The sequence below is a fragment of the Gimesia panareensis genome (assembly GCF_007748155.1).
Classification (GTDB): domain Bacteria; phylum Planctomycetota; class Planctomycetia; order Planctomycetales; family Planctomycetaceae; genus Gimesia; species Gimesia panareensis.
The window spans coordinates 3,556,072-3,581,021 of the sequence record NZ_CP037421.1 but is presented as its reverse complement, the minus strand read 5'-3'; the positions used below and the strand labels follow the sequence as shown (position 1 = coordinate 3,581,021).

13 protein-coding genes are annotated in these 24,950 nt (G+C 53.4%); 6 read left to right on the top strand and 7 right to left on the bottom strand.

Annotated elements, in window-relative coordinates:
- Positions 1-293: 293 nt before the first annotated feature.
- From secA to Enr10x_RS13565, 5 genes are all read left to right on the top strand, one after another.
- On the top strand, positions 294-3,833 hold the full coding sequence (secA, locus tag Enr10x_RS13585) for a preprotein translocase subunit SecA (RefSeq protein ID WP_145449921.1): 3,540 nt from the start codon (positions 294-296) through the stop codon (positions 3,831-3,833).
- A 47-nt stretch (positions 3,834-3,880) separates the two neighbouring features.
- Entirely contained in the window at positions 3,881-5,221 is a 1,341-nt protein-coding gene (locus tag Enr10x_RS13580; protein WP_145449918.1) for a 3-deoxy-D-manno-octulosonic acid transferase, read from the top strand.
- Positions 5,222-5,503: 282 nt separating this feature from the next.
- Complete coding sequence (gene metK / locus Enr10x_RS13575) at positions 5,504-6,682, top strand: methionine adenosyltransferase (RefSeq protein ID WP_145106863.1); 1,179 nt, start codon at positions 5,504-5,506, stop codon at positions 6,680-6,682.
- A 61-nt stretch (positions 6,683-6,743) separates the two neighbouring features.
- The gene (locus Enr10x_RS13570; protein ID WP_145449917.1) at positions 6,744-7,661 is read left to right on the top strand and encodes a hypothetical protein; all 918 of its coding nucleotides are present in this window, start codon (positions 6,744-6,746) and stop codon (positions 7,659-7,661) included.
- A gap of 486 nt (positions 7,662-8,147) precedes the next feature.
- Positions 8,148-9,287 carry a 3-oxoacyl-ACP synthase III family protein gene (locus tag Enr10x_RS13565; protein ID WP_197995006.1) on the top strand — a complete coding sequence of 380 codons (1,140 nt, stop codon included), beginning with the start codon at positions 8,148-8,150 and terminating at the stop codon, positions 9,285-9,287.
- Positions 9,288-9,343: 56 nt separating this feature from the next.
- Here the strand turns inward: Enr10x_RS13565 and Enr10x_RS13560 are convergent, their stop codons facing one another.
- The 3 genes from Enr10x_RS13560 to Enr10x_RS13550 form a co-directional block, all read right to left on the bottom strand.
- Positions 9,344-10,627, bottom strand: coding sequence for a hypothetical protein (locus tag Enr10x_RS13560; RefSeq protein ID WP_145449914.1), 1,284 nt, complete (start codon positions 10,625-10,627; stop codon positions 9,344-9,346).
- Positions 10,628-10,781: 154 nt separating this feature from the next.
- Positions 10,782-13,946 (bottom strand): efflux RND transporter permease subunit, encoded by a 3,165-nt coding sequence (locus Enr10x_RS13555; RefSeq protein ID WP_145449912.1) that lies wholly within the window; start codon positions 13,944-13,946, stop codon positions 10,782-10,784.
- Positions 13,947-14,014: 68 nt separating this feature from the next.
- On the bottom strand, positions 14,015-15,217 hold the full coding sequence (locus Enr10x_RS13550; RefSeq protein WP_197997600.1) for an efflux RND transporter periplasmic adaptor subunit: 1,203 nt from the start codon (positions 15,215-15,217) through the stop codon (positions 14,015-14,017).
- Between the two features lie 480 nt (positions 15,218-15,697).
- Between Enr10x_RS13550 and Enr10x_RS13545 the strand changes: the two genes are divergently transcribed.
- Positions 15,698-16,648 (top strand): sugar phosphate isomerase family, encoded by a 951-nt coding sequence (locus Enr10x_RS13545; protein ID WP_145449907.1) that lies wholly within the window; start codon positions 15,698-15,700, stop codon positions 16,646-16,648.
- Between the two features lie 101 nt (positions 16,649-16,749).
- Here the strand turns inward: Enr10x_RS13545 and Enr10x_RS13540 are convergent, their stop codons facing one another.
- From Enr10x_RS13540 to Enr10x_RS13525, 4 genes are all read right to left on the bottom strand, one after another.
- Entirely contained in the window at positions 16,750-17,154 is a 405-nt protein-coding gene (locus Enr10x_RS13540) for a bifunctional nuclease family protein (protein ID WP_145449905.1), read from the bottom strand.
- A 147-nt stretch (positions 17,155-17,301) separates the two neighbouring features.
- A complete protein-coding gene (locus Enr10x_RS13535; RefSeq protein WP_145449902.1) occupies positions 17,302-20,226 on the bottom strand; it encodes a valine--tRNA ligase in 2,925 nt (974 codons plus the stop codon).
- Between the two features lie 154 nt (positions 20,227-20,380).
- Entirely contained in the window at positions 20,381-21,955 is a 1,575-nt protein-coding gene (gene cimA, locus Enr10x_RS13530) for a citramalate synthase (RefSeq protein WP_145449900.1), read from the bottom strand.
- 453 nt (positions 21,956-22,408) lie between these two features.
- Positions 22,409-24,712, bottom strand: a complete 2,304-nt coding sequence (locus Enr10x_RS13525; protein WP_145449898.1) for a DNA translocase FtsK — start codon at positions 24,710-24,712, stop codon at positions 22,409-22,411.
- Positions 24,713-24,950 lie beyond the last annotated feature (238 nt).

The following is a 24,950-nucleotide window of genomic DNA, read 5'->3' as shown; positions in this document are numbered from 1 at the left end:
CAGACTTGGCACATTGGTTGCATTTCAGTATGAAAAAGTCATTCTTATGATCGGAGTGAAGAGTTGGTCAGAGGGCAAGACCGCCATTGACCATATTTTTCAAAATAAATAAACTTCGGGAAGAGAAGAACTTACAAAAATTAAATATCTTCTGGACCGTCAAAGGTAGGAGACCTCACTCTATTTACGTAGTGAGAGGTGCAAAGGGGCTCCCTGCCAGTATGACAGTGAGCTCCGACTGCCCGGAAGCAGTAATCGACTATATTTTAGAGAATTCGAGTTCGGGTTACATAATGGAATTCCTTGATAAACTGGGTGAGTGGCTGACAACAGTTACAGCATGGTTGGAACGGTTTCTGACAGGGTTGTTCGGCTCTTCCAACGAGCGACAAATCCGCAAGCTGGGCTTTGTGCGTGACAAAGAGGGCCGCGATGAGATTCTACCTGGTTCGATGCTCGCCGAAATTGACAGCTTCGAACCGGAGTTAATGAAACTCACCGATGAAGAGTTGAAGCAGACGGCGGATAAGCTCAGGGCGCGACTGGCGGCTGGTGAAACGCTGGATGATCTTCTGACATATGCCTTTGCTGCGGTGCGGGAATCCGCACGGCGGAATCTGAATATGCGGCACTATCCGGTGCAGATGATCGGTGGTTACTTCCTGCACAACGGAACGATCGCGGAAATGGTGACCGGGGAAGGTAAGACGCTGGTCTCCTCCCTGCCTGCTTTTCTGAATGCACTGGCCGGTAAGGTCCATATCGTGACGGTCAATGATTATCTGGCCCTCCGCGACATGGAATGGATGGGACCGATTCATATTGCTCTGGGGCTGACCGTGGGGGCGATTCAGTCGCGCATGGGACCCGAAGAACGCCAGAAACATTATGCCTGTGACATCACGTACGGTACGAACAACGAATTCGGGTTCGATTACCTCCGTGACAACATGAAGCCCGTCAAGGAACTGCAGGTACAGGGACCGCTCAATTTCGCGATCGTGGACGAAATCGATAACATCCTCATCGACGAAGCCCGTACGCCACTGATTATTTCCGGTCCGGCCCAGGATGATGTTTCGAAGTATTCCCGGGCCAATTCGGTCGCGCTGAAACTGAAAGTTGGCGAAGATTTTGAAGTCAAAGAAAAAGAGCATACCTGTCACCTGACCGATGCCGGTGTGAAACACGCCGAAGAACTGGCCGGTGTGGAAAGCTTTTATACTGCCGGCAACATGGAGTGGCCGCACCTGATCGACAATTCTCTTAAGGCGCATCACCTGTATAAACGCGACGTGAACTACGTCGTGCAGCAGGGTGAAGTGATCATCGTCGATGATCACACCGGTCGTCTGATGCCCGGTCGTCAGTGGGGCGATGGTCTGCACCAGGCCGTGGAAGCGAAAGAAGGGGTGAAGATCAAGGAAGAGTCACAGACGCTGGCGACGATTACCCTGCAGAATTTCTTCAAACTGTACGACAAACTGGCCGGGATGACCGGTACGGCAATGACCGAGGCCGAAGAATTCTGGAAAATCTATCAGCTGGATGTGGTCACGATTCCCACCAACCGCCCGATGAAACGGATTAACTTTCCTGACGTGATTTACCAGACCGAGAAGGAAAAGTGGAACGCGATTGCCGATGAAGTGCGTGAAGTACACAAAACTGGTCGGCCCATTCTGGTCGGGACGGTTTCGATTGAACAGTCAGAAATCGTCAGTCACCGATTGAGCAAATATGGCATTCCTCACGATGTTCTCAACGCGAAACACCACGAACGTGAAGCGGAAATCATCGCCCAGGCGGGACGTAAAGGGGCCGTGACGATCGCAACCAACATGGCTGGTCGTGGTACCGACATTATCCTCGGCGGAAGTGCAGAGCATCTGGCGTGGGAAGAGTTGAGCCAGAAATATGAATCCCGCATCGAAGTCCCGAAGGCGGAATGGGACGCCAAGGTCAAGGAGATCGAAAAGCGGGAAGGGATGGATGTCGAAGGCGAAGAGGTCATGGAACTGGGCGGGTTGCATGTGATCGGTTCAGAGCGGCATGATTCCCGCCGGATTGACCTGCAGCTCCGCGGTCGTTCCGGACGCCAGGGGGACCCGGGTTCCAGCCGGTTCTTCCTGTCGCTGGAAGATAAGCTGATGCGTGTCTTTGCCGGCGAGTGGGTGAAAAATATTCTGGCACGCCTGGGGATGGAAGAAGGGGAAGCCATCGAAAGCGGTATGGTTTCCAAGCGGATCGAAGGCGCCCAGAAGAAAGTCGAAGAACGCCATTTTGAACAGCGTAAGCATCTGCTCGAATATGATGAGGTGATGGACGAGCAGCGGAAGGCTGTTTACGGTTACCGCCAGCAGATCCTGGATGGCTGCAACTGTCGTGAACTGATTATTGATATGATTCAGAGGCAGGTTGACGAAGAAACCGATCGCCTGCTCGACAGCAGTTATCGCTGGGATACGATCGCTGCCTGGTCAACCCAGGAAGCACATATCGAAGTTGAAGCTTCCAGTGTCCGGGATATGACTTATGAGCAGCTGGTCAGCTATCTGAAAGACGAAGCCAGTGTGCAGGCTGACGACCTGATCGCGGAACAGATCAGCGAGAATCTGCCGGAAGAATATGAAGACGACTGGAACTGGCAGGCGCTCGCGAAATGGGCCAATGCGCACTACGGTCTGAATTTGAACGACCGTGAGTTAAGGAAGATCGGCCGTGACGGACTGCATCAGTTCCTTTACGATCACGCACTGAAATCGATTGAACGAATCGATTTTTCCCCGCTGGAGACCTTCCTGGATGCAGAGTGGGGAATCCGTTCCCTGTCCGGCTACCTGAATTATCAGTTTGGTCTGGAAGTGGATCCTGAGGAGTTCAAGGACCTGAGTATTCCAGAGGCCAAGAACAAGGTTCTGGAAAAAGTCAAAGAACTCTACCGGGAAAAAGAAGTTAGCTTCCCGGTTACCGTGGGGATGTATAACTTCCTGGGGAATCAGCAGCAGGGGAACGAGGCCAACAGTCGAGTCGGTCTGGTAAAGTGGGCGAATTCCCGCTTCCATTCCAATCTGGATCTGGAAGCACTCAAAGGCAAACAGATCAGTGAAATCCAGAAGATTCTCTCTGCTGAAAGCGAAAAGGTATTCGTCAATGGGGAGGCTTCTACCCGGATTGAGAAATATCTTTCCGAAGCCTATTCGGAAGACCTCGCGGTAATGGGGACACCAGCCGAAGACAAGGAAGCCACACTTCAGGAACTGGCAACCTGGGCACAACAGGAGCTGGAACTGGATGTGACCACTGAAGAGCTGGAGCCGCTCTCCACCGATGAAGTCCGGACGCGCCTGTACCAGGCTTACAATAAACGTTACCGTCCCGAACTGAGCCAGGCCGAGCGTTCGCTGATTCTGGAAGTGCTGGATACATCGTGGAAAGACCACCTGTATTACATGGACCATCTGCGGTCCGGGATTGGGCTGGTCGGCTATGCTCAGAAGGATCCGAAAGTCGAATATCGCCGCGAAGGGATGAAGGCCTTCGACGCGATGTGGGGGCGAATCGGCCAGCAGGTTACGGCTGCCATTTTCCGGTTGGAAAAACAGAGTCCGGATTTTGTCGGATCATTGTGGCAGGTGACCTCGACTGTTCACGAAGAAATCACTGACGATTACGTTTCTGATGAGCCAACCGGCGAGCATGAAAGTGCTCCCGAGCCAGCACAACGGTCGATCGAACCGATTGTAAACCAGCAGCCGAAAGTCGGCAGAAATGATCCCTGCCCCTGTGGCAGCGGGAAGAAATACAAAAAGTGCTGCGGCCAGAATGCGTAGATTCTGGTTATAAACACTATAGATTATCGTAAGGGGAATGGACTCCCGTGCGTTTATTTTCGTATCTGTTGAATCTGGCCTACGGTCTGCTGCTGATTGCGGTTTCCCCCGTCCTCGCCTACCGGGTTCTGGTGTTGAAGAAATATCGGTCCGGATGGAGCCAGAAATTTCTCGGTAAGTTACCAGAGCGCGACGGGGAGCGGCCCTGTTTCTGGTTTCATGCAGTCAGCGTGGGTGAAGTGCTGCAACTGCCTCCCCTGATTGCGATGCTTGCAGAACAGCATCCCGAACTGGAATTCGTGATCTCGACAACCACCCACACCGGGTATGCAGTGGCGCAGGAAAAATTTCCCGATCATACTATCTGCTATTTTCCTCTGGATTTCTCTTGGGCCGTCAAGCGGGGGCTGAAACGGATCCGCCCTGCTGCTGTGATCCTGGTCGAAATGGAACTCTGGCCGAACTTTGTGCTGGCAGCAGAACAGTTGCAGATCCCGGTTTCCATTATCAATGGTCGTTTAAGTGAAAAGAGCTTTCGTGGGTATCGGCGTTTACGGGCACTGATCGGCCCGCTGTTAAATCGCCTGCAGCTGATTGCCGTGCAGACGGATACCTATGCCGCTCGATTTGCGCAACTGTCTGGTACGACGGAGCGGATTCAGGTCACCGGGTCGATCAAATTCGATGGAATTGAAGTAGAGCGGAGTAATTCTCTGACACAGGAATTGCGAGAGGCATTTCAGCTGAAACAGAATGAATCAGTCCTGATTGCCGGCAGTACTCAGGATCCTGAAGAACGAATCGCTTTGGAGATCTATCTGGAAATCCGTCGGCAGTTTCCCGATCTGCGTCTGATTCTGGTCCCCCGCCATCAGGAGCGGTTTGAGGACGTGGCGACGCTGGTCAGGAGTTATGGCCTGCCACTCATTCGTCGGAGTCATCAGTCTCAGGAAGATCAGAGTCAGCTGATTCCGTTTACAACCTCAGAACGGCCACCAGTCTGCCTGTTGGATACCCTGGGAGAACTGAAAGCCTGCTGGGGACTGGCTGATTATGCGTTTGTGGGCGGCAGCCTGACAAAACGCGGAGGGCAGAATATGATTGAGCCCGCCGGTTACGGGGCCGCGTTGATGTTCGGTCCCAACACCTGGAATTTCAAGGATATTGTTGCCGCGCTTCTACAGCATCAGGCGGCGACGGTTGTCCGCAATCAGCAGGAACTGCAGGCACAGTTGACGGCCTGGCTGCAGGATCCCGAGTCTGCCCGGGAGCAGGGGGCACGGGCTCAGGCTTTTGTGATGAGTCAGCGGGGCGCCACACAGCGCACAGCCGAACTACTGGCACAGTCTCTGGTCGGGACAGCAAAGTCTGCGGGGAAGGCGGCTTAAGCAGAGGGCTGAACATACCCTGTTTCACAGGCCAGAAACGGGGAAAATCTTTTGAGAAACCTTGGGTAAAACACGAAGCTGGAGTGAAGAGACGCTTGTTGAGTCCTCTTCAAATTTCTACAATTATGCACTGTCTCAGAATTACGTAAGCGTCCGCTGTCTGCGTAGCGCTGACGTGGGATGAAATCTCTTTACAGTGGCTCAAGAGATACTGAGGTCAGCCCCCGAGGGCTCGCCCCATTTTCTGGCCAGGTACAATGCAATTATAGGGTGGAGTGACGCATGGCTAAATTTTCGTTCACAAGTGAATCTGTCAGTATGGGACATCCTGATAAAGTCTCAGATCAGGTTTCTGATGGCATTCTGGATGCACTGCTGGCTGGCGATCCCTACTCACGCGTCGCTTGTGAAACTTTGTGTACCACCGACTTTGTCCTGCTCGCAGGAGAAATCACCAGCAACGCGAATGTCGACTACGAGAAAATTGCCCGCGATGTGATTCGGGATATCGGATATACCAGCGAAGACATCGGTTTCAATGCGGATACCTGTGAAGTGCTGGTCAAGCTGCATCAGCAGAGTGCTGACATTGCCCAGGGGGTCGATGCTGAAGGAGCTGGCGACCAGGGGCTGATGTTCGGCTATGCCTGCAATCAGACCGAAGAATACATGCCGGTGCCGATTGCCTTGTCTCACCGGATTCTGAACAAGCTGACCGAGATCCGCCAGAACGGCGAAGTCAACTGGTTACTTCCGGACAGCAAAAGCCAGGTGACCGTGGAATACGAAGACGGTAAGCCAGTTGGGGTATCTGCCGTTGTTGTGTCCACACAGCATACCGACGACGTTACACAGGCTGAGATTCGCGAGTTCATCATCGAGAAGGTGATTAAAGAAGTTATTCCCGCCGACTTTTTAACAGACGAAACCAAATATCACATCAATCCGACCGGACGGTTCGTGATTGGTGGGCCTCATGGTGATGCCGGACTGACCGGTCGTAAAATTATCGTTGATACCTATGGCGGCTGGGGTCGTCACGGTGGTGGTGCCTTCAGTGGAAAGGATTCGACGAAAGTCGACCGTTCCGCCGCCTACATGGCACGTTACATCGCCAAGAATATCGTGGCCGCCGGTCTGGCAACAGAATGTGAAGTCCAGCTTTCCTATGCGATTGGTGTGGCTGATCCGACCAGCGTTTATGTGGATACCAAGGGGACTGCCGTCATTCCGGAAGAGAAAATTTCGGAACTGGTGCGTGAACTGTTCCCGCTGAATCCGCAGGGAATCATCGAACACCTGCAGTTGCGTCGTCCCATTTTCAGAAAGACCACCTGGGGCGGACATTTTGGCCGGAACGATCCCGATTTTACCTGGGAAGCGACCGACAAAGCAGCCGAACTGAGAGATGCAGCCGGCCTGGGAAATGAAGTTCCCGAGCCTCAATTTGCCATCTCCTGATTGTCAGACACAATCGATTATCTGAAATCAGAGACGCCGGGCAGAATGGAGGACGCTCGACATGACAACATCGAATCCGAGTTTTGATCCGATCAGGGAACGATCCACAGGGGAGAAGTCATCTCAGCAGAGATGGCTTTTCCCTTTTCTGTTACTGGGAACGAATCTGTTGCTGGCCACAGGCCTGGTATTGCTGCGTACCGTTGGCTGGTTGCAAATCAGGCAGAGCTTTATGCCCCTGTTGGTCACAGGCATCCTGCTTTCCGGTTCTGCAGCTCTTGTACTGTTCACTCTGCATCGGAAACGTATCATTTCCCAGTTTGAGGAACGCAAACCTCTTTTCAGTCTGGCCCTGGTGGTGCCTGTACTCATGGGGATGCTGGCGGTCCACCCGGCTGAGGGGTTGTCGTTACCCGGGATCTACTTCTTCAGCGTGGCCTATTTTATGGCGTTTGCCGGCGTTCTGGAGTGGCTCAATCGAGAGGCAATTCAGTCCCGGGAATCAGAATTGCTCCCTTTTGAAGAACGCGGGCAGCCTGATGAAGCTCGGGAACCTGCCGCTTTAGAGTTGAATGAAACTGCAGGTGATAATGAAGCGCTGTTCGCCGCCCTGCTGGAGCAGAAGCCCTCAGTTGCAGAGGATCATACTGACGAATTGAAGGAAGCTGACTGCTCCCAGTGGATGAACCGTTCCATTGATCATGCAGGTTGCGAAACGGTCGAAGGGGGCATCCAGATCCACTTCGATAAACAACAGCGGTTGCATATCGTGCATCTGAGCCTGAACCCGCCTCTGGAGGGAACGCTATCGGTTACCAGTGAAGTGGAGGATGGGGCCGGGATCCGAACCCGGATTCTGGAAAACAGGGCTTATGGGGTCAGTATTGAAGTCAAACGGACCCAGAATCTGGAAGAGGAATTTCAGAGCCAACTGCATTATCTGATTGCCAGTCGCCCTGCCTCTGAGGACGTAGCCTGAGATTCGGGAAATCCCCACGATTGAAGTAACCGCCTGGTATTTCAGGCTCTGGGTGAATTTGTCGCGAGAAATAAGAGTAAAATGTGTCAAAATAGGGGTTTATGTTTATTTGCAGAGCTCTGGATTTTGCCTATATTATAGCATAGTTGGAATTTTCTAAATTTCGCTAGTTTCCAATTTTATGAATCGCTATACTTTGCGGTCATTAGTCAGTGTTTGTGTTCTACAATCTGACTGGCAATGAAGTGTGAGAAGGATCGTTTCCTGCCTTACCCCAATCTTTATAGCTTATTGGTTACTTTGGCGTCAGCGTTTTGGTAATCAGTTAGTGCATCTGCATTTATCGCAGAATCTCAATCTAAAAGATTCTGTAGTGAATGGAAATTGTGCTGCATCACGACAGGACGCGTGTTGAATGGAGGTTGAACTCTGCCCTTGTTGCGAGTTTGACAAAGACTGAATAAGGATGTCAGGAACATGCACAAGATGTCTTTAAAAGTTCAAACGAAAAATCAGGTGAACTCAGCCGATCTGGAGTCTGTACTGGACGCGTCCGGTCTGTTGGGCCAGCAGTTGAATCTGGCACCTGAAAATAAAAAAATAGAGAGCAAGCGTGGTCGCCAGGTGATTAGTCAACGAACTAATTCATTGTTGGGAGTCCAGATTGTTTCCAGTGGTTCGTACGTGCCAGACAATGTGGTCACGAATCAGGACCTGCAGAAACGATATGGTTTTGACCCGGAATGGATTGAACAGCGAACGGGAATTTTGGAGCGTCGGCATGCTCCTGAGGGGATCGCCACCAGCGATCTCTGCTACGAAGCAGCGCAGAAAGCAATTCGTGCGGCCCGCGTGAACCCGGAAGACATCGATCTGCTGATCGTCGGAACGTTTACCCCCGATTTCCAATGTCCCTCCGTTGCCTGCCTGGTTCAGGATCGTCTGGGCCTGGATGCACCCGCAATTGATCTGCAGGCTGCCTGTGCCGGTTTCATGTATGCTCTGGTAACAGCAGCCCAGTATGTCGCCACCGGTAACAGCAAACTGGCTCTGGTGATTGGCGGCGATTGCAACAGTCGGATTGTCAATCCGGAAGACCGCCGTGTAGCCCCGCTGTTTGGCGATGGCGCCGGGGCAGTGCTGCTGGCAAAAGGAGATCCCCATCAGGGTTTGACCTGTTATCAGACTGGATCTGATGGCAGCGGCTGCTCACTACTGGATCGACCGGCAGGTGGTACCCGCAATCCGGCAACCGCGGAAGACATCAAAGAGGGGCGGCATTTCCTGAACATGGATGGTCGCAGTGTCTTCAAGTGGGCTGTTCGTACCGTGGCTGATTCGATTGATCTGATGCTGACCAAGACCGGCATGAGCGTGCACGATGTCGATCTGTTTCTGATGCATCAGGCCAACATTCGTATCATTGACTCTGCCTGCGATCAACTGGGGATTCCCCGCGAAAAGGTATACAATAACCTGGATCGCTACGGTAATACCTCTGGCGGTTCGATTCCCATTGTGCTGGATGAGGCGTTTAACGCCGGGCGGATCAACCGGGGTGATACGATCCTTTTAAGCGGTTTTGGTGCCGGGCTCGCCTGGGGCACCGGACTGTTCCGCTGGTAACAGCCGGAAACTTCTTTCGCTTTTACCCGTTAGCTGCCATAAGAGAACTCTCTGACTCAGGAGTTTTCCTCTGTCTGGGTTTCCTCGTCTGTCGAAGCGTCGTCTGCACCCACGGGCCGCTCAATAATGGGTTCGCCTGATTTCGCAACTCCCGCCAGCGGCAGCTCATTAGCCTCTTCCTGTTCTTCATCCGCGACATAGACGTGATCCAACGGTGTGCCGTCATCACATTTGCGGAGCAGGAAATAGATGACTGTGCTGGCAGACCAGAAGAAGCTGATGACAAAACCCGAAAACAGCAGGTTCAGAATCGAGCCCCAGCCGAGGGAAATGGTTGTTGCCAGCGTGGGTTGATCCTGCTGAAACAGGTTTTGTGCCTGTGCGCTGCCCATGCCCCAACTGACGCCCCAGTAAGCCAGGTAAGACATCAGCTGCAGCAGAACTGCTGCAAAGAACAGGCAGAGTGCTCCGTAACAGAGTGTGACGACAGCCAGCCAGAGAAAATACCAGATTCGGCCAAACAGATAGCTGAAGATCCGGCTCAGACCGTCGAAGCCATCGCTGTCCTCGACACTGATCGTGGTCATCATCAGCGGCCAGCCGGCCAGTGTCACCAGCAGAATCAAAGTCATCACAAAAGCGAACAGAAACGCCAGCCCCCAGAGCAGGCTTACTATCACACCTCCGGCACCAGGGATATTTCCAAACAGGCCGATCAGCAGGCAGAGCACCCAGAAGAAGCCCATTCCAGCAAAGGGGAGCAGGGGAGCACTCACCAGCGAGAGGATTCGTTTCAGTGAAAAGCCGAGTGCAGCCCGGCAGCCGATATGATCATCCTGGGCAAACTGGATTGCGGCGATCCGGGTAATGGCCCCGCCAAAGATGGCCCAGATAATCACTGCCCACAGCAGCTGTGTTGTCGCGTAGGCGAGCGCACTCCAGCTGGCTCCGGTTTCGAAAAGCGTCTGCACCGGTCTGGTAAAGAATGACATCGGCTCCAGCAGTGTTGCGGGAGACAGGAGTTCTCCTGAATGAGAGGCAGAAAGTCCTGTCAGCCCCTCTACGCTCAGGGAGTGTGGAACTGAGCTCGATGACGGAGGCGGAAACTGAATCGTGTGCTGAATAGAAGCGATTCTGGTTGTCGGGGGTGCTTCCGGAGCGAAGGGAAGCTTGTTGAACAGATAGTTCCCCAGTGACAGCATCAGGAGGCCGGCAATGGCGAGCAGGATTTTCTGGAAATCAATCGCCAGGCGAAAGACCCGGAACAGATGCAGCCAGGGGAAGAGAATTTTATAGGGAATCGGTTCTGAGAGCAGCGACGTTTTTTGATTCATCTTCATTAGAAAGACTATCCACAGGAGATGAGACAGATGGTGATCTGATAGCTGAGTGCAGGCTGAGAACTGACCTTCCCGGCCCACCAGTCCAATTGAGGCGTATTATAGACAGTCAGACAGAAATGATGCTATGGCAGACTGCGATCTAACGCATTTCTCAGACAGATTTTACCGTTTGGCCTGTCAGAGGCTGCTCGCTGAGTGATTCCGGGTCCGGGCGCGCTGTTTTTTTGACGGGTGCCGTACAGGATTGATAGATCAGTGGAATCGCCAGCAGAGTGATGATGGTGCCCGCGAGCAGTCCTCCCACCACGACTCGTGCCATCGGGGCTTGCAGCTCTCCCCCTTCGCCCCAGCCCAGGGAGATCGGGATCATGGCCAGCACGGTGGTGAGCGTAGTCATCAGGATGGGACGGAAACGACGTGTGGCGGCCTGCATGATCAGGTCTGAAATCGGTTTTTCCGGATAGCGTCGCTGGAGCTGGTTAATGTAATCCACCAGCACGATCGCATTATTCACGACGATTCCGGACAGGACCACGATTCCAATGAAGGATTGCACGTTCAAGGTGGTTTCCGTGAAGACAAAGACCCAGATGACCCCAATCATGCCCAGGGGGACGGCAAACAGAATGTAAAACGGATCGCGAAGTGATTCATATTGCGAGGCCATGATCATATACATCAGGATGATCGCCAGCACAAATCCCTGCTGCAGTGCATTAAAGCTTTTCTGTTGCTCTTCCCAGTCGCCGGCAACACTCACTGAAAATCCGGAGGGTATCTGAATCGCGTTCAGATTCTCTTCCAGTTCCGGGACAATGCTGCCCAGGTCGCGCCCCTCGACATCGGCAAAGATCCGCAGGACCCGTTGCTGATTCTGGCGTTCAATCACGACCGGAGCTTCGTCTGATTCAAAGCGGAGCAGGTTTTTGAGGGGGATTGTCCGTCCATCTGTGGTGGTGACACCCACCTGCTGGACATCGCCAATCTGATTACGGTCTTCCTCGCGCAGGCGGACCATGACGGGGAATTCATCCCCTTCCTCACGATACAGAGTTGCCTCGGTTCCCCGGATAGTGGTTTCCAGGGTCTGGGCGATATCCTGTACGCTGATCTTTAAGAGCCCCGCTTTTTCGCGGTCAATGGAAGCCGTTAGCTCTGGGCGTTGATCTGCAATTTCTGCTTCGACGTTGATCAGTCCGGGAGTCGATTTCATCACGGCGACAACCTGATCGACAATCTTCTGTGCCGACTGCATGTTGTGTCCCGCGACCTGGACGACCAGATCACCGCCTCCTCTGCGGCCAATCATGCGCATGACCATCATTTCGGTTTGTGCTTTGACCTGGACTTTCATTCCCGGGATCGGTCCGATGGCGTCATCCAGGGCCTTGCGGATTTCCTCGATGCCCCGCTTCCGTTCAGTACGGGGGGAGAGCTTGATGCGGAGCGTGGTGCGGTTCCAGCGATCCGCGTCATCAGCGCTGTCGCCAATAAACGAGGCGATTGCGAGGGCTTCCGGGACCGATTCGATGGTGGCCTGTTCGAGGATCCGGGTCTGTTGATCGAGCCGTTTCAGCTGGATTCCCGCCGCCATCGAGGAGAAGACATTGATGGCGGCTTCATCCGTTTTCGGGAGAAATTCAGTCTTGATCCGTGGGATTAATCCCAGCGTGGTTGTGAAACAGAGCAGGAGTAGAAAGCCGGTCAGTGTGGCATGCTTCAGGCTGAATTTTAAGATCCGCTCATAGATCTGCTCCAGCAGCAAAAGCAGGCGATGGTTCATGTTATGGAAGCCGTCGATTAGTGCAAACCAGGGGCGCGACCAGCGGGAATGGGTTTTCGGGGTCTGGTCCGGAATCCAGTAGGCGCTCATGACAGGCGTCAGAGTCAGACTGGCAAACAAAGAGCAGATCAGCGAAAAACCGACCACCCACGCCAGTTGATGCAGCAGGATTCCAGTTGTTCCCTGAATGAAGATCAGCGGCAGGAAGATGATCAGTGTGGTCATCGTGCTGGCGATGATTGCACCGGAGACTTCTTCTGTCCCTTCAATGGCAGCGGTTTTGGCATCCAGACCGTCTTCGCGTTTGCGGAAAATACTTTCCAGAACCACGATGGAATTATCGACCAGCATCCCGACGCCCAGAGCCAGTCCGCCGAACGAAATGATATTCAGTGTGAAACCCTGGAAGTAAATCAAAATGAACGTGGCCAGGACCGACAGAGGCATGCAGACTCCGATGACCAGCATGCTGCGGAAGCTGCGGAGGAAGAGAATCAGGACCAGGAAGGCCAGGCCCATGCCATACAGGGCAGCCTGCTGGATGTTGGCGATCGACTGGCGGATGTATTCCGAGTTGTCGACCCGGATGCTGAGTTGCACATCGGGCATTGATTTATTGACGCGTTCAATCTGTTTCTGAACCAGGTCACTGACGCTGATCGTGTTGGCGCCCGACTGTTTGTAAACGTACAGCAGAATTCCCGGTTTCCCGTTCATGCGGGTGAGCTCAGTCCGCTCTTTTTCGCCATCGACTACGTTAGCAATATCCCGGACGTGAACGGTGGCACCGGCTTCTTCACGAACGACCGTATTTTCAATCTGCTCCAGGCTGGTGAATTCGCCCTGGCTGCGAATGAGCAGATTCAGATTGCCTTCTTCGTAGTTTCCCGCGGGCTGATTGATGTTATCTCGTTTCAGGGCATTGACAACTTCATTCACACCCATATTGAGCGATTCGAGCTTGCTGCGATCGAGATCGATCTGGATCTCGCGTTCGATGCCGCCCCGCATCCGCAGTCGGGCTACTCCTTCCAGCTGTTCGAACTGGGGGATGATCTGATTCTCGGTCAGTTGCGACACGGTAATCGGATCTAGTTCGCTGTTCAGTCCCAGGTAAATAATCGGCCGGTCAGCGACATCAAAATGTCGGATATACGGATCTTCCGCACCTTCCGGGAGGGAGTTCCGCAGTTTGTTCAACGCGTCGCGCACTTCATTGATCGCGAGAGTCAAATCCGTGCCCCACTGGAACTGCAGTCGGACCGTACTGCTACCCTCCATGCTGCTGCTGAGGATGTTTTCGATGCCGGAGACCGAACTGAGAGTCTGTTCGATCGGGCGGGTGATCAGCGTTTCCGCTTCATTGGGGCCGGCGCCTTCATAGATGGTGATCACACTGATACTGGGGTTCTGAATGTCCGGCATCAGGTCGACAGCCAGCTGTGACAGCGAGACACAACCTAGCATGACCAGCACCAGCGAGGCCATCAGGGTTGAGATCGGTCGGTGAACGGCCAGACGAGTCAGGGACATATCAAAACTTTTCAGGAAGGATCAGTTAATGACAGGAGGTCCATCTCGCTTGTCAGTCGGTTTGTCGTTTATAAATTGGTCTTCTGGGGCAGGGGAGTTGGTGCTTGCAGGATCTGGTCCATGGGAACTTCCACCGGGGTGACAGTCTGGCCTTCATCCACCATGCGATTACCGAGAGTAATCACCAGGTCGTCCGGATTGAGGCCGGAGAGAATTTCCACCAGTTCTCCATCGCTGATGCCAACTTCAATATTCCGGCGCTGTGTCATCGGAGGGTTCCCACCAATGATGAAGACAGCCGAGCCGGGACCATCTTTACGGCGGGTTAGCGAGGCAATGGGGAGCACCTTGGTTTTGGGGCGATGCTCAAAGACAATCTGCACCCGGGAGTGCATTCCTGGTTTGAGTGCAAAATCTTTGTTAGGGATTTCGATGTGCACAGCCGCGGTGCGTGTCTGGGGATCGAGTACGGGGGCCTTGCGTTTGACTCGGCCTGCAAAGATCTGGTCCGGGAAGGTGTCGACCGTGATTGCGGCCTCCTGGCCGACTTTGACATCTTCGTAATCCTTCTCCACGATGTGGACAATGGTGCGAACATGGTCCAGGTTGACGATTTTCATCAGTGCTACATCCGGTTTGGCCAGATCACCGACATCGACCAGTCTCTCTGCCAGAAAACCGCTGGTCGTTGCCAGAATCTTATTTTCCTGCAGACGCAAACGGCTCTGTTCCAGATCAGCTTCGGCCTGATCGACCCGTGCCTGTTCCAGTTCGGTTTGGGCTTCTTCAATGGCCAGGCTGGCCTGGGATTCTTCCATCTGCTGACGAGTACTCACGCCGGACTTCTGCAGAACGAGCAGACGATTGTAGGCTTTTTGGGCCAGTTCCTGTGAGGTGAGTTGTGCCTTCAGTTGTGCTTTGGCAACGCTCAGGGCTGCATCCGCTTTGGTGACCAGTTCCCTGTTTTCTGAGTCATTCAGCTCCAAGATCACATCCCCTTCCTGGATCCGGTCGCCCACATCGAAGGGCATCGACTTAATGTAGCCGCTGAAGCGGGTCCGGATTTCCACCTGGGAGCCGGCTTCCAGGTTACCTACCAGGTTGATGCGTTTCTCCAGATTTTTTGTGGTGGAGCGCGTGACTTGAACTGCAATGGGTTGGGGGATGATGGTTTTGGTGGGAACTTGAGTGTCGTGGACCGATTTTTCATAAACCAGCCAGCCGACAATCATAGCGATCGCAGTGCAGGCGGGTGCAATCAGGACTTTCATCTTTGTTGTATCTCCGGTTGTGTGAACCGTAGCAGGGATACTTTTCATGCACCGAGTCACGTCAGAGGAGTGATGTATGCTGAAACGGTCCCTGTAATGACAGCAGAGGCAGACTCTGTTGTGCTATCAGGCAGGTTAACGGTTATCGTTAATAGACAGCCCACGGGAATGCTTTGGCCCTCGGGATTGTCTGGGAGGTCATTTTCAGGCGGGATCGACGGCTTGGGAAAGCAGTCAACTCTGCCTCTCTATTAGAACTATATCGGTAAGAGAATTCAAGATGTTTGTCGAACTGAAGTGCCTTGTTTAATTATTCTTCTGTTTATCAAATCGGGGACCGCTGGTTCCTGTTTTCCCGGTGTTTCTATGCTAGAATCCACGCCAGCGATCGAATTTTGCAACAATCGTTAGAAATTAGTAGTTTTTGAGAATTTAAACAGTTTCACAAACCTGTGAATTTGCTTTGAGAAGGGGAATACTATGGATTTGATGAGTACGATTGCCGGTTCCATGATGGAAGGCTATTTTCCCGCTGGTTGGGATCTGGCCAAAATCGATCAGTGCATGAGTGCGGATCCAACCACGATTACGGATCGTCAGCCCTGGTGGCACGAGAAGTTTGAGCCGGTCATGTGTGGCAGCGTGACCGATTTCGATACGATTATGGGGCATGAGATCGCTCTGACGATCAAACAGTCACGCGATGCGGGGGAAAAGCTGGCGTTAATTCTGCCAGTGGGGCCGATGGGCATGTATCGCTGGGCCGTTTTCTTTCTTAAAGAGTGGGGCGTCTCCTGCGATCACGTGTATGGCTTCAATATGGATGAATGGAGCGATGCCGAAGGCAATACACTTCCGCCGGACAATCCAGGTGCCTTCCAGTACGCCATGAAACAGGCTTTCTACGGTCCGCTGGGCGAACTGACTGTTCCGGAAAACCAGCGTCACTTTGCAACGCCGGATGTCCTGCCGACCTATGCCGAGAAAATTGGTGAGCTCAAAGCCGCCGGTGCGAAACTGGGCGTGATCTTCGGGATTGGCCGTGTCTGCCACATCGCATTCTGGGAACCGCACTTCGCAGGTGAATTTGGTTCTGAAGAAGAATGGAAGGCACAGACGCATCGGATTGGCGCCAAGCTGCACCCACTGACAATCGAGCAGAATGCGGTTACCAGCTTCAAGAGCCGCACCACCCTCGTACCTGCTTACGCGAATACTATCGGACCAGGCTGCTTCCTGAATGCCGACAAGATTATCGGCGGTTGCGACGGGATCTTCTCACGGGGCATGCAGTGGCAGGGGATGAGTGTCTGGATGACGCTGCGTCACGAACCGACCAGTTGGATTCCTTCTACCTACATGACTACGCAACCCGGCCGTCTGATCATTCTGGATGAACTGGCCGGTCCGCTGGTAGCAGAATGTAACTAAGTTCTGAACTGATACAGTTCAGAAGACCCAAACAAAGCAGGGGCACCTCAGAATCAGATCTGAGGTGCCCCTGTTCTTTTGAATTGGTTGCCTCATGCCTGCTATTTGGCGGTCTGTTCCAGTACCGATTCATGGACGTAAATCGGCAGGTGTGGTTCATAGTGAATGGATAGCGCGATCGCATCACTGGGGCGACTGTCGATTTCGATCAGTTCCCCATCCTGTTCGACGCGGAGAACCGCATAGTAGGTATGGTCTTCCAGGTGGGTGATCACGATGTCTTTGAGCGTGCCGCCCAGAGATTCAATTGTGCTTTTCAATAGATCGTGCGTGAGCGGACGCTGAGGCTTGAACTCATTATTGACCCGACGTTCAATGGTGGTCACTTCAAAAATGCCGATCAGAATCGGAAAGATCCGGTCCCCCTCGACTTCACGCAGGTAGATTACCTGCTGTTCACCGATCTCGCTGATAATGATGCGAGATAACTCCATTTCAACTAGCAAGAGAACCTCCTGAGGTCAGCCCCGCTTTGGCAGAGAGGACCAGCAACCAGAATAAGAATCAAAATCGGGAGTCAGTGTGCCTGTATTTGAATTGTGTATTATACAGTAAGTCGGCAGTCGAAAACAGAATCTCTTTCTGAATTGCGGTTACTGCTCGCTCAGCTGATTGATGGAGTCCTGGACACTCTGTAACTGTTTCTGCAGTCCGGCCAGGGTGTCTTTCACGCCTTCCACAACATCAGCAGGAGCGCGATCGACAAAGTTTTTATTAGCCAGTTTCTTTTCGCTGCCTTCGATGTGTTTCTTCAGTTTTTCTGCTTCACCCTGCAGGCGGGACAGTTCGGCTTCGAGGTCGATGATCCCTTTCAAAGCGATAAAACCGTCTACCTCATTGAGGGAAAACGTAGCCGATCCACCAGGCCGCTGCACGTCAGCACCCGCTGATTCGAGCAGCGTTTTGGCCAGGTTGTCGAACTGACTGGCTACGTTCTGCATGTCATCAGCGATTCCAGCTTCACAACGCAGAAAGAGCTTGAGCGGGGTCGCAGGAGAAATTTTATAAACCGCACGAATGTTGCGGACAGCGACAATCATTTCCTGCAGACGCTCAAACCGTTTTTCCAGTTGGGGATCCTGCCAGCTCTGTGGTGGATCGGGCCAGGGAGCGATCATTACGCTCTCTGCTGCCGGTTCAGGTGTGAACAAGCCTCGCTCCGGGGCGATTTCATTCAGACGCTGCCAGAGCTCTTCGGTGACGAAGGGGACAAACGGCTGTAAGAGTCTCAGCAGGTTATCCAGTACGCCAACCAGCACGCGCTGTGCGACGGGTTTTAAGGCTTCATCCCGCAGTCGGGGTTTGATCATTTCCAGGTACCAGTCGCAGAACTCATTCCAGGTGAAGTCTCGAATGGCCCGGGTCGCGACGTCGAACTGGTACCGGCCCAGTACAGTGGTCATCTCTTCTGCGACCGTGGAAAGTCGGCTCAGAATCCAGTGATCTTCCATCGTCAGATCGTTTTCATCGATCGGACCGGGCGTGTAGCCTTCCAGGTTCAGCATGGCGAACCGACAGGCGTTCCAGAGTTTGTTACAGAAGTTGCGGCCGTATTCAAATCGTTCGCTGACAATGCGGGCCACTTTTTCACCCGGATCGGGATCGAACCAGGGGCTGGTGTACTGGTACGATTTTCCACTTTGGGGGAATTTGATCCGCGGCTTTTCTCCGCCGGCTGGAATGGCTGTCTGATGTTCCAGTGTCTGTGGCACGACTTCGCCCGTTTCCGGATCTTCATAGCCGACCGGCAGTCTGACGTCCTGCGTTTCACCGGCAAACGAGGAGATCGTGAAGCGGACCGCATCGACGCCGTATTTGTCGATCAGATCCATGGGGTCGACGCCGTTCCCTCTGGATTTTGACATGGTCTGCCCGAATCCATCCAGAATCTTGGGATGAATGCAGACGTGCTTGAACGGGATGTCGCCCATGTTATACAGGCCCGTGAGAACCATGCGGGCCACCCAGAGCGTGATGATATCACGGCTGGTCACCAGGACACTGCCCGGATAGAAATAATCGAGATCAGGATTTTTATCGGGCCAGCCCAGTGTCGCGTGCGGCCAGAGGGCACTACTGAACCAGGTATCCAGAACATCTTCGTCCTGGGTCAGTTGGTGTGCGGTTCCCAGTTCGTCACCGTTCAGGTCGGTCTCGGAACAGATCAGCCAGCAGGTGTCTTCGTCATCACGGCTGTAGCTGACGTCATAGCGATCGCCGAAAGCCTGTTTGAGATCTTCTTCCGAACAGGTATCGCAATACCAGATCGGGATACGGTGTCCCCACCAGAGCTGGCGGCTGATGCACCAGTCCCGCTTTTCTTTGAGCCAGTCGAGATAGGTTTTAGAATAGCGACTGGGGAAGAAACGGACGCGACCATCTTCGACGGCGTCGATCGCGGACTGGGCCAGGGTATCCATTTTCACAAACCACTGATCGGAGAGATAGGGTTCGATCGGAGTCTTGGAACGGTCGCTGTGTTTGACCGGAATCTTGCGGTCTTCAACTTCGATGAAAAAGCCGAGCTTGTCCATGTCCTCGACAACTTTTTTGCGGACTTCGTAGCGATCCAGACCCTCGTATTCGCCGGCGGCTTCGTTCATCGTGCCATCGGGATTGAGAATATTAATTTGTTCCAGATTGTTTCGCAGACCGCAGGCATAATCGTTGGGATCGTGAGCCGGAGTGACCTTGACGGCACCGGTTCCCAGGTCTTTGTTTGCCAGGAGCGCGTCAGCGATAATTGGAATTTCCCGACCATTCAGCGGAATACGGACTTTCTTGCCGACCAGATGTGTGTAGCGTTCATCGGACGGATGTACGCAGACGGCGGTATCACCCAGCATTGTTTCGGGACGCGTGGTCGAGAAGGAAATGCGTTCATCGCTGTTGACAACCGGATACTGGAAAGTCCAGAAGTGACCATCAATTTCTTCCGGGTAGACTTCGTCATCCGCGACTGCGGTTTGCAGGAACGGATCCCAGTTCACGAGTCGCTTGCCACGATAAATCAGGCCGTCCGAAAAGAGCTTCAGAAACGTGCGACGGACCGCTTTGGAACACATTTCATCCAGTGTGAAGCGGGTCCGCTCCCAGTCACAGCTGGCCCCCAGTTTGCGCAGCTGGTTAAGGATCCGTTTTTCGTACTGATCCTTCCATTTCCAGATCCGTTCGATGAGTGCCTCGCGACCGATGTCGTGGCGAGTCAGGTTTTCTTCTTCCTTCATGCGGCGTTCGACGACCGCCTGAGTGGCGATGCCTGCATGGTCGGTACCGGGCATCCAGAGTGCTTCGTAGCCCTGCATCCGTCGCCAGCGGGTGATCAGGTCCTGCAGAGTACCGTTAAGCGCGTGCCCCATGTGCAGTGCCCCGGTGACGTTCGGCAGGGGGATCATGATGGTGTGCTGTTCTTTTTCCGGGTCAGGCTCGGCGTGGAAATAGCCTTTTTCTTCCCAGAAAGGGTACCATTTCTCTTGCGCACTCTCAGGATTGTAATGTTTCTCAAGCGATTCGGTCATGGGATCCGGTTGGGTTTAAATTCTAGGACTGATGAGAAAAAGGGCGATGGTACAGGGATACATCTGCTCAAACTGCCCGTCATGCCAGTATCCAGCGTCTGGTATAGCAAAAAACGGCGTGACGGGCATTGGTGACGGTCGAGGATTCCGGCTTCTATTCCAAAAAAGTTCCTTCATCCTTATAGAGCTTGTATTCGAAACTGTCCGCCAGAGCCAGCCAGCTGGCCTCGATCACATTCTCGCTGACGCCGATACTGCTCCAGACCTTGTGTTCGTCCCGGCTTTCGATGACCACCCGCACACTGGCAGCGGTCCCCTCGGCAGAGTTGATGACGCGGACCTTGTAGTCAACCAACTGCATCTTTTCGAGGGCAGGGTAGAACGGGCAGAGGGCCTTCCGCAGTGCCGTATCGAGGGCGTTGACGGGACCGTCGCCTTCGCCAACTACGTGCTCCTGCTGATCGTTGACCTTCAGTTTGATGGTCGCTTCCGTCAGCGGCTCATGCGAGTCGTCGGATTCAACATTCACACGGTAATGGATCTTTTCGAAGTGCGGCTTGAAGGTGCCTGCAACTTTCTTGACGAGCAGGTCAAACGAGGCTTCCGCGGCTTCAAACTGATAGCCTTCGTTTTCCAGGTCCTGGACCTTCTCCAGAATCCGGGTCAGCAGTTCAGGGTCGTTATCAAGCTGGAACTTGGTTGTTTTCGCCACGATGTTTGAACGGCCCGAGAGCTCACTGACGAGCACTTTCCGTTCGTTGCCGACGATTTCCGGTTCGATGTGTTCATAGCTGCGGGCCAGCCGATTTACGGCGTGCACGTGCATGCCGCCCTTATGTGCGAAGGCGCTACTGCCGACAAAGGGCTGGCTGGAACGGAAGTTCATGTTGGCCAGTTCGTAGACATAGCGGGAGAGCTCGGTCAGATTGTGCAGGTTGTTGTCGAGCAGGACCGAGTAGCCTTCTTTCTTGGTGACCAGATTTGCGATGACACTGATCAGATCCGCGTTACCGCACCGTTCGCCCAGACCGTTGATGGTACCCTGAACCTGCACTACGCCATGCTCGATCGCAGCCAGGGAATTGGCGACGGCGAGGTCACAGTCATTATGACAGTGGATCCCGAGGGGGACATCCAGTTCGGAGCGGACCAGATCGACGTATTTCGTGATGACTTCGGGAAGGCTGCCGCCGTTGGTGTCACAGGGGATGATCGCATCAGCACCCGCATCTGCGGCGGCCTTGATTGTCTTCAGGGCGTATTCCGGATTGGCACGAAAGCCATCGAAGAAATGCTCTGCATCATAGATGACTTCGCGTCCGCAGGATTTGATGAACGCGACTGAATCGGCGATCATTGCCAGGTTTTCTTCGAGCGAAACCCGGAGGACTTCCGTCACGTGCAGGTCCCAGGTTTTCCCGACGATGGTGACCACGGGCGCCTGTGAATCGCGCAGCGCCTGCATGCCGACATCGTCTTTGGCTTCGATGTCCTTGCGGCGGGTCATACCAAAGGCGGTGACCTTCGCGTGCTTGAGGTCCATTTCCGCCACCCGGTGAAAATATTCGGTATCCTTGGGGTTGGAGAGGGGGTAGCCGCCTTCGATGTAGTCGAAGCCCATTTCGTCGAGCTTTGCGGTAATCTGCAGCTTGTCTTCCAATGAGAAGTTCACGCCTTCTCCCTGGCTGCCATCCCGCAAAGTGGTATCGTACATCTGAATTCGGGCCATCTTAGGGGCTTTCTTTCTGTTGAAATGAAATAAACGTTGCTGGATACACTCTGGCCAATCGTCGAAAACTTGGGGGCTCACATCATCCGGAAAAGCAGCGAACTACTGTCCTGTTACTCTCTTCTGGCGATTGCGTGCTGCTCCTTGATGCGTCCTCGTGAATCCAATAAAAAAACCTCAGGTTGTGACCTGAGGTTATGAAAATCTGTTAAATTGGCAATGATCCTCAAGTCATAGGGAGTCTGTAATCTCACAAATAATAATAATGCTGCTAATGCAGACGCTATTTGAGACAGACAGCATGGACAAGAAGACCTTCCAATTGGGTAGACGGTTCTGATTTTACAGTTTCTCTGGGAAGATCATAAGCAGCGGGGGGGCAGGAGTCAAACGAAATCCCGATTTCGGCCCCGTTTTCAGATCAGATGCCGGACAGAACAGAGGGGCGGAGGATCAAACGAGTTCTTCCTCGTATTCTTCCTCGCCATAATCGTCTTCGAAATTGCTGGCTTTCATGGCTTCCCACTCATCGATTGTGTACAGGACTTCACGAGCCTGTGAGCCGTTGTATTCGCCAACAATTCCATCTTCCGCCATGTAGTCGATCAGCCGGGCACCCCGACCATAGCCAACTCCCAGAGCCCGCTGTAACAGGGAAACCGAGCCGCGACCTTCGCGAATGACGACTTCCACAGCTTCGTTGTAGAGGCTGTCTTCTTTGCGATCCGAATCGCCGCCGCCGTTCTTTTTGGCGTTGGAGGCGGTAATCTGGGCCAGTTCGGGGCTGTATTCCGGTTCCATATCACTGAAGAAGTCGATCACGCGTTCGATTTCTTCATCACTGACATAAGCTCCCTGGGCACGGGTCAGTTTACTGGTTCCCGGAGCCAGATAGAGCATGTCCCCGTTTCCGAGCAGGGCATCGGCTCCATTTTCATCCAGCACCACGCGACTGTCTCCACGGCTGGCAACCTGGAACGAAACGCGGGCAGGCAGGTTGGATTTGATCAAGCCGGTAATGACGTCGACCGTAGGTTTCTGAGTCGCCAGAACCAGGTGAATTCCAACTGCTCGCGATTTCTGAGCCAGACGGATGATATGGGCTTCCACATCTTTGCCGGAGGTCATCATCATGTCGGCAATTTCGTCAGCCACAATGACAATGGACGGCATTTTTTCCGGCATCGATCGCGCTTCTTCCGAATCGGGATCGATGCCTGCCAGTTCGAGCACTTTTTCCTTGCCGAGTTTGTTGAAACTTTCGATGTTCCGGGAGCCGCAACGGGCGAGCAGGTCATAACGCTCTTCCATTTTGTCGACGGCCCAGGCCAGAACGGCTTCCGCTTTTTTCATGTCGGTAATGACCGGGTGCATCAGATGCGGAATGCGTTTGTAGCCGCTCAGTTCTACCATCTTGGGGTCGATCATCAGCATTTTGACTTCGTTGGGAGTCCGCGTCATCAGCAGTGAGAGAATCAACGTGTTGAGACAGACACTCTTACCGGTACCGGTTCGACCCGCAATCAACAGGTGAGGCAGCTTGGCCAGGTCTGCAGTCAAAGGATGACCACTGACATCTTTCCCCATAAAGAGCGGAATGCGGTGTTTGTCGACATCATTCGAACAGGATTCAATCAGTTCCCGCAGGCGGACCATCACCTGTTTGTCGTTGGGAACTTCCACACCGACAGTATTTTTCCCCGGGATGGAAGGCACGACACGCACGGAAGGCACACGCAGGGCCACTGCCAGATCGTTGGCCAGTGCGGTGACTTTCGCCACGCGCAGACCGGGCTTCAGGTCCAGTTCGAACAGCGTCAGGACCGGCCCGGTGTCAATTTCAGAGACTTGAATATCCAGACCAAAGTCAGCAAATGTGTTTTCCAGAACCTCGGCGGCTTCTTCTGCTTTTCTGGCCAGCAGCTCAAAGGGAAAGTTTTCCGCCTCTTCCAGCAGGTCTACACTGGGGAGTTCATACGAGCTGTTTTTTTTTTGCTCGATTGGTTGAGCCTGCCGGGCCAGTCGCAGACCGGCTGGCGGATTGACTTTGATCGGCTTGCGTTTTTTAAGCTTTTTGGCTTTGGGAGCCGGCGCTTCTTCCTCTTCGTACTCTTCTTCGTCTTCGGCGACGACTTCTTCTTCCTCTTCGTATTCATCCTCTTCCTCAGCTACCGTTTCTTCATCTTCATCCACATCGGATGGTTCGCGGCTGAAGGCTTTGAACGGAAATGCGAGGCAGGCAAACAGGATCCGCACGGGAAGCGTGTCGGCAGTGAGCAGCAGACCGGCTGCAAACATGGAAACGAGCAGGATCAATGAACCGGCGATTGAGAATTTGGAATTGAGCAGCGAATAACCCAGCGCGCCAATATAACCACCACTGCCGATTAATGGAGTGGCATTATTGTTTCCCAGCATGATCTGGCTGACGACGCAAAGCGAAACGAGGATGAGTGCCAGCCCGAGCAGTTCCACCAGGACGCCTGAGGTCTTCTGGCGGGAAAACATCCGCATATCAACGACGACCAGAGCCAGAAAGACTCCCCAGGCACCGAGACCGAAGCTGGAACGGAGCAGATGGGCGATATGTGCTCCGGTAGCACCACACAGGTTTTGCGCGGCTTCACGGACAGGGTAGACCAGTTGCGCAGGGGGATCTGCAGGATCGTAACTGAACAGGCTCAGTCCGAGAAAGACTGTCGCCGCCAGCAACCCCAGCGCGATAAGATCTGTTTTGAACCGTTGAACGTCGATCATTCTGACCAACCCGAAAATCTATGTTGAGTACTTCAGTTGGGTGTTCCAAAGGGGAATCAACGGCGCGCAAAGTGAGCACCAGAAAATGAGTCGTTTCTTGTTTTAGTGGGGAGATATCAGATGAAGGAAAAATGATTCCCGTCTGCGATTAAACCCAAGAACATCGTCAGACGGGAACATTTTCACGACTAGTGTCTCAATGAGGGGGCATTGAGACGTACCAAACACAAGTATTGGA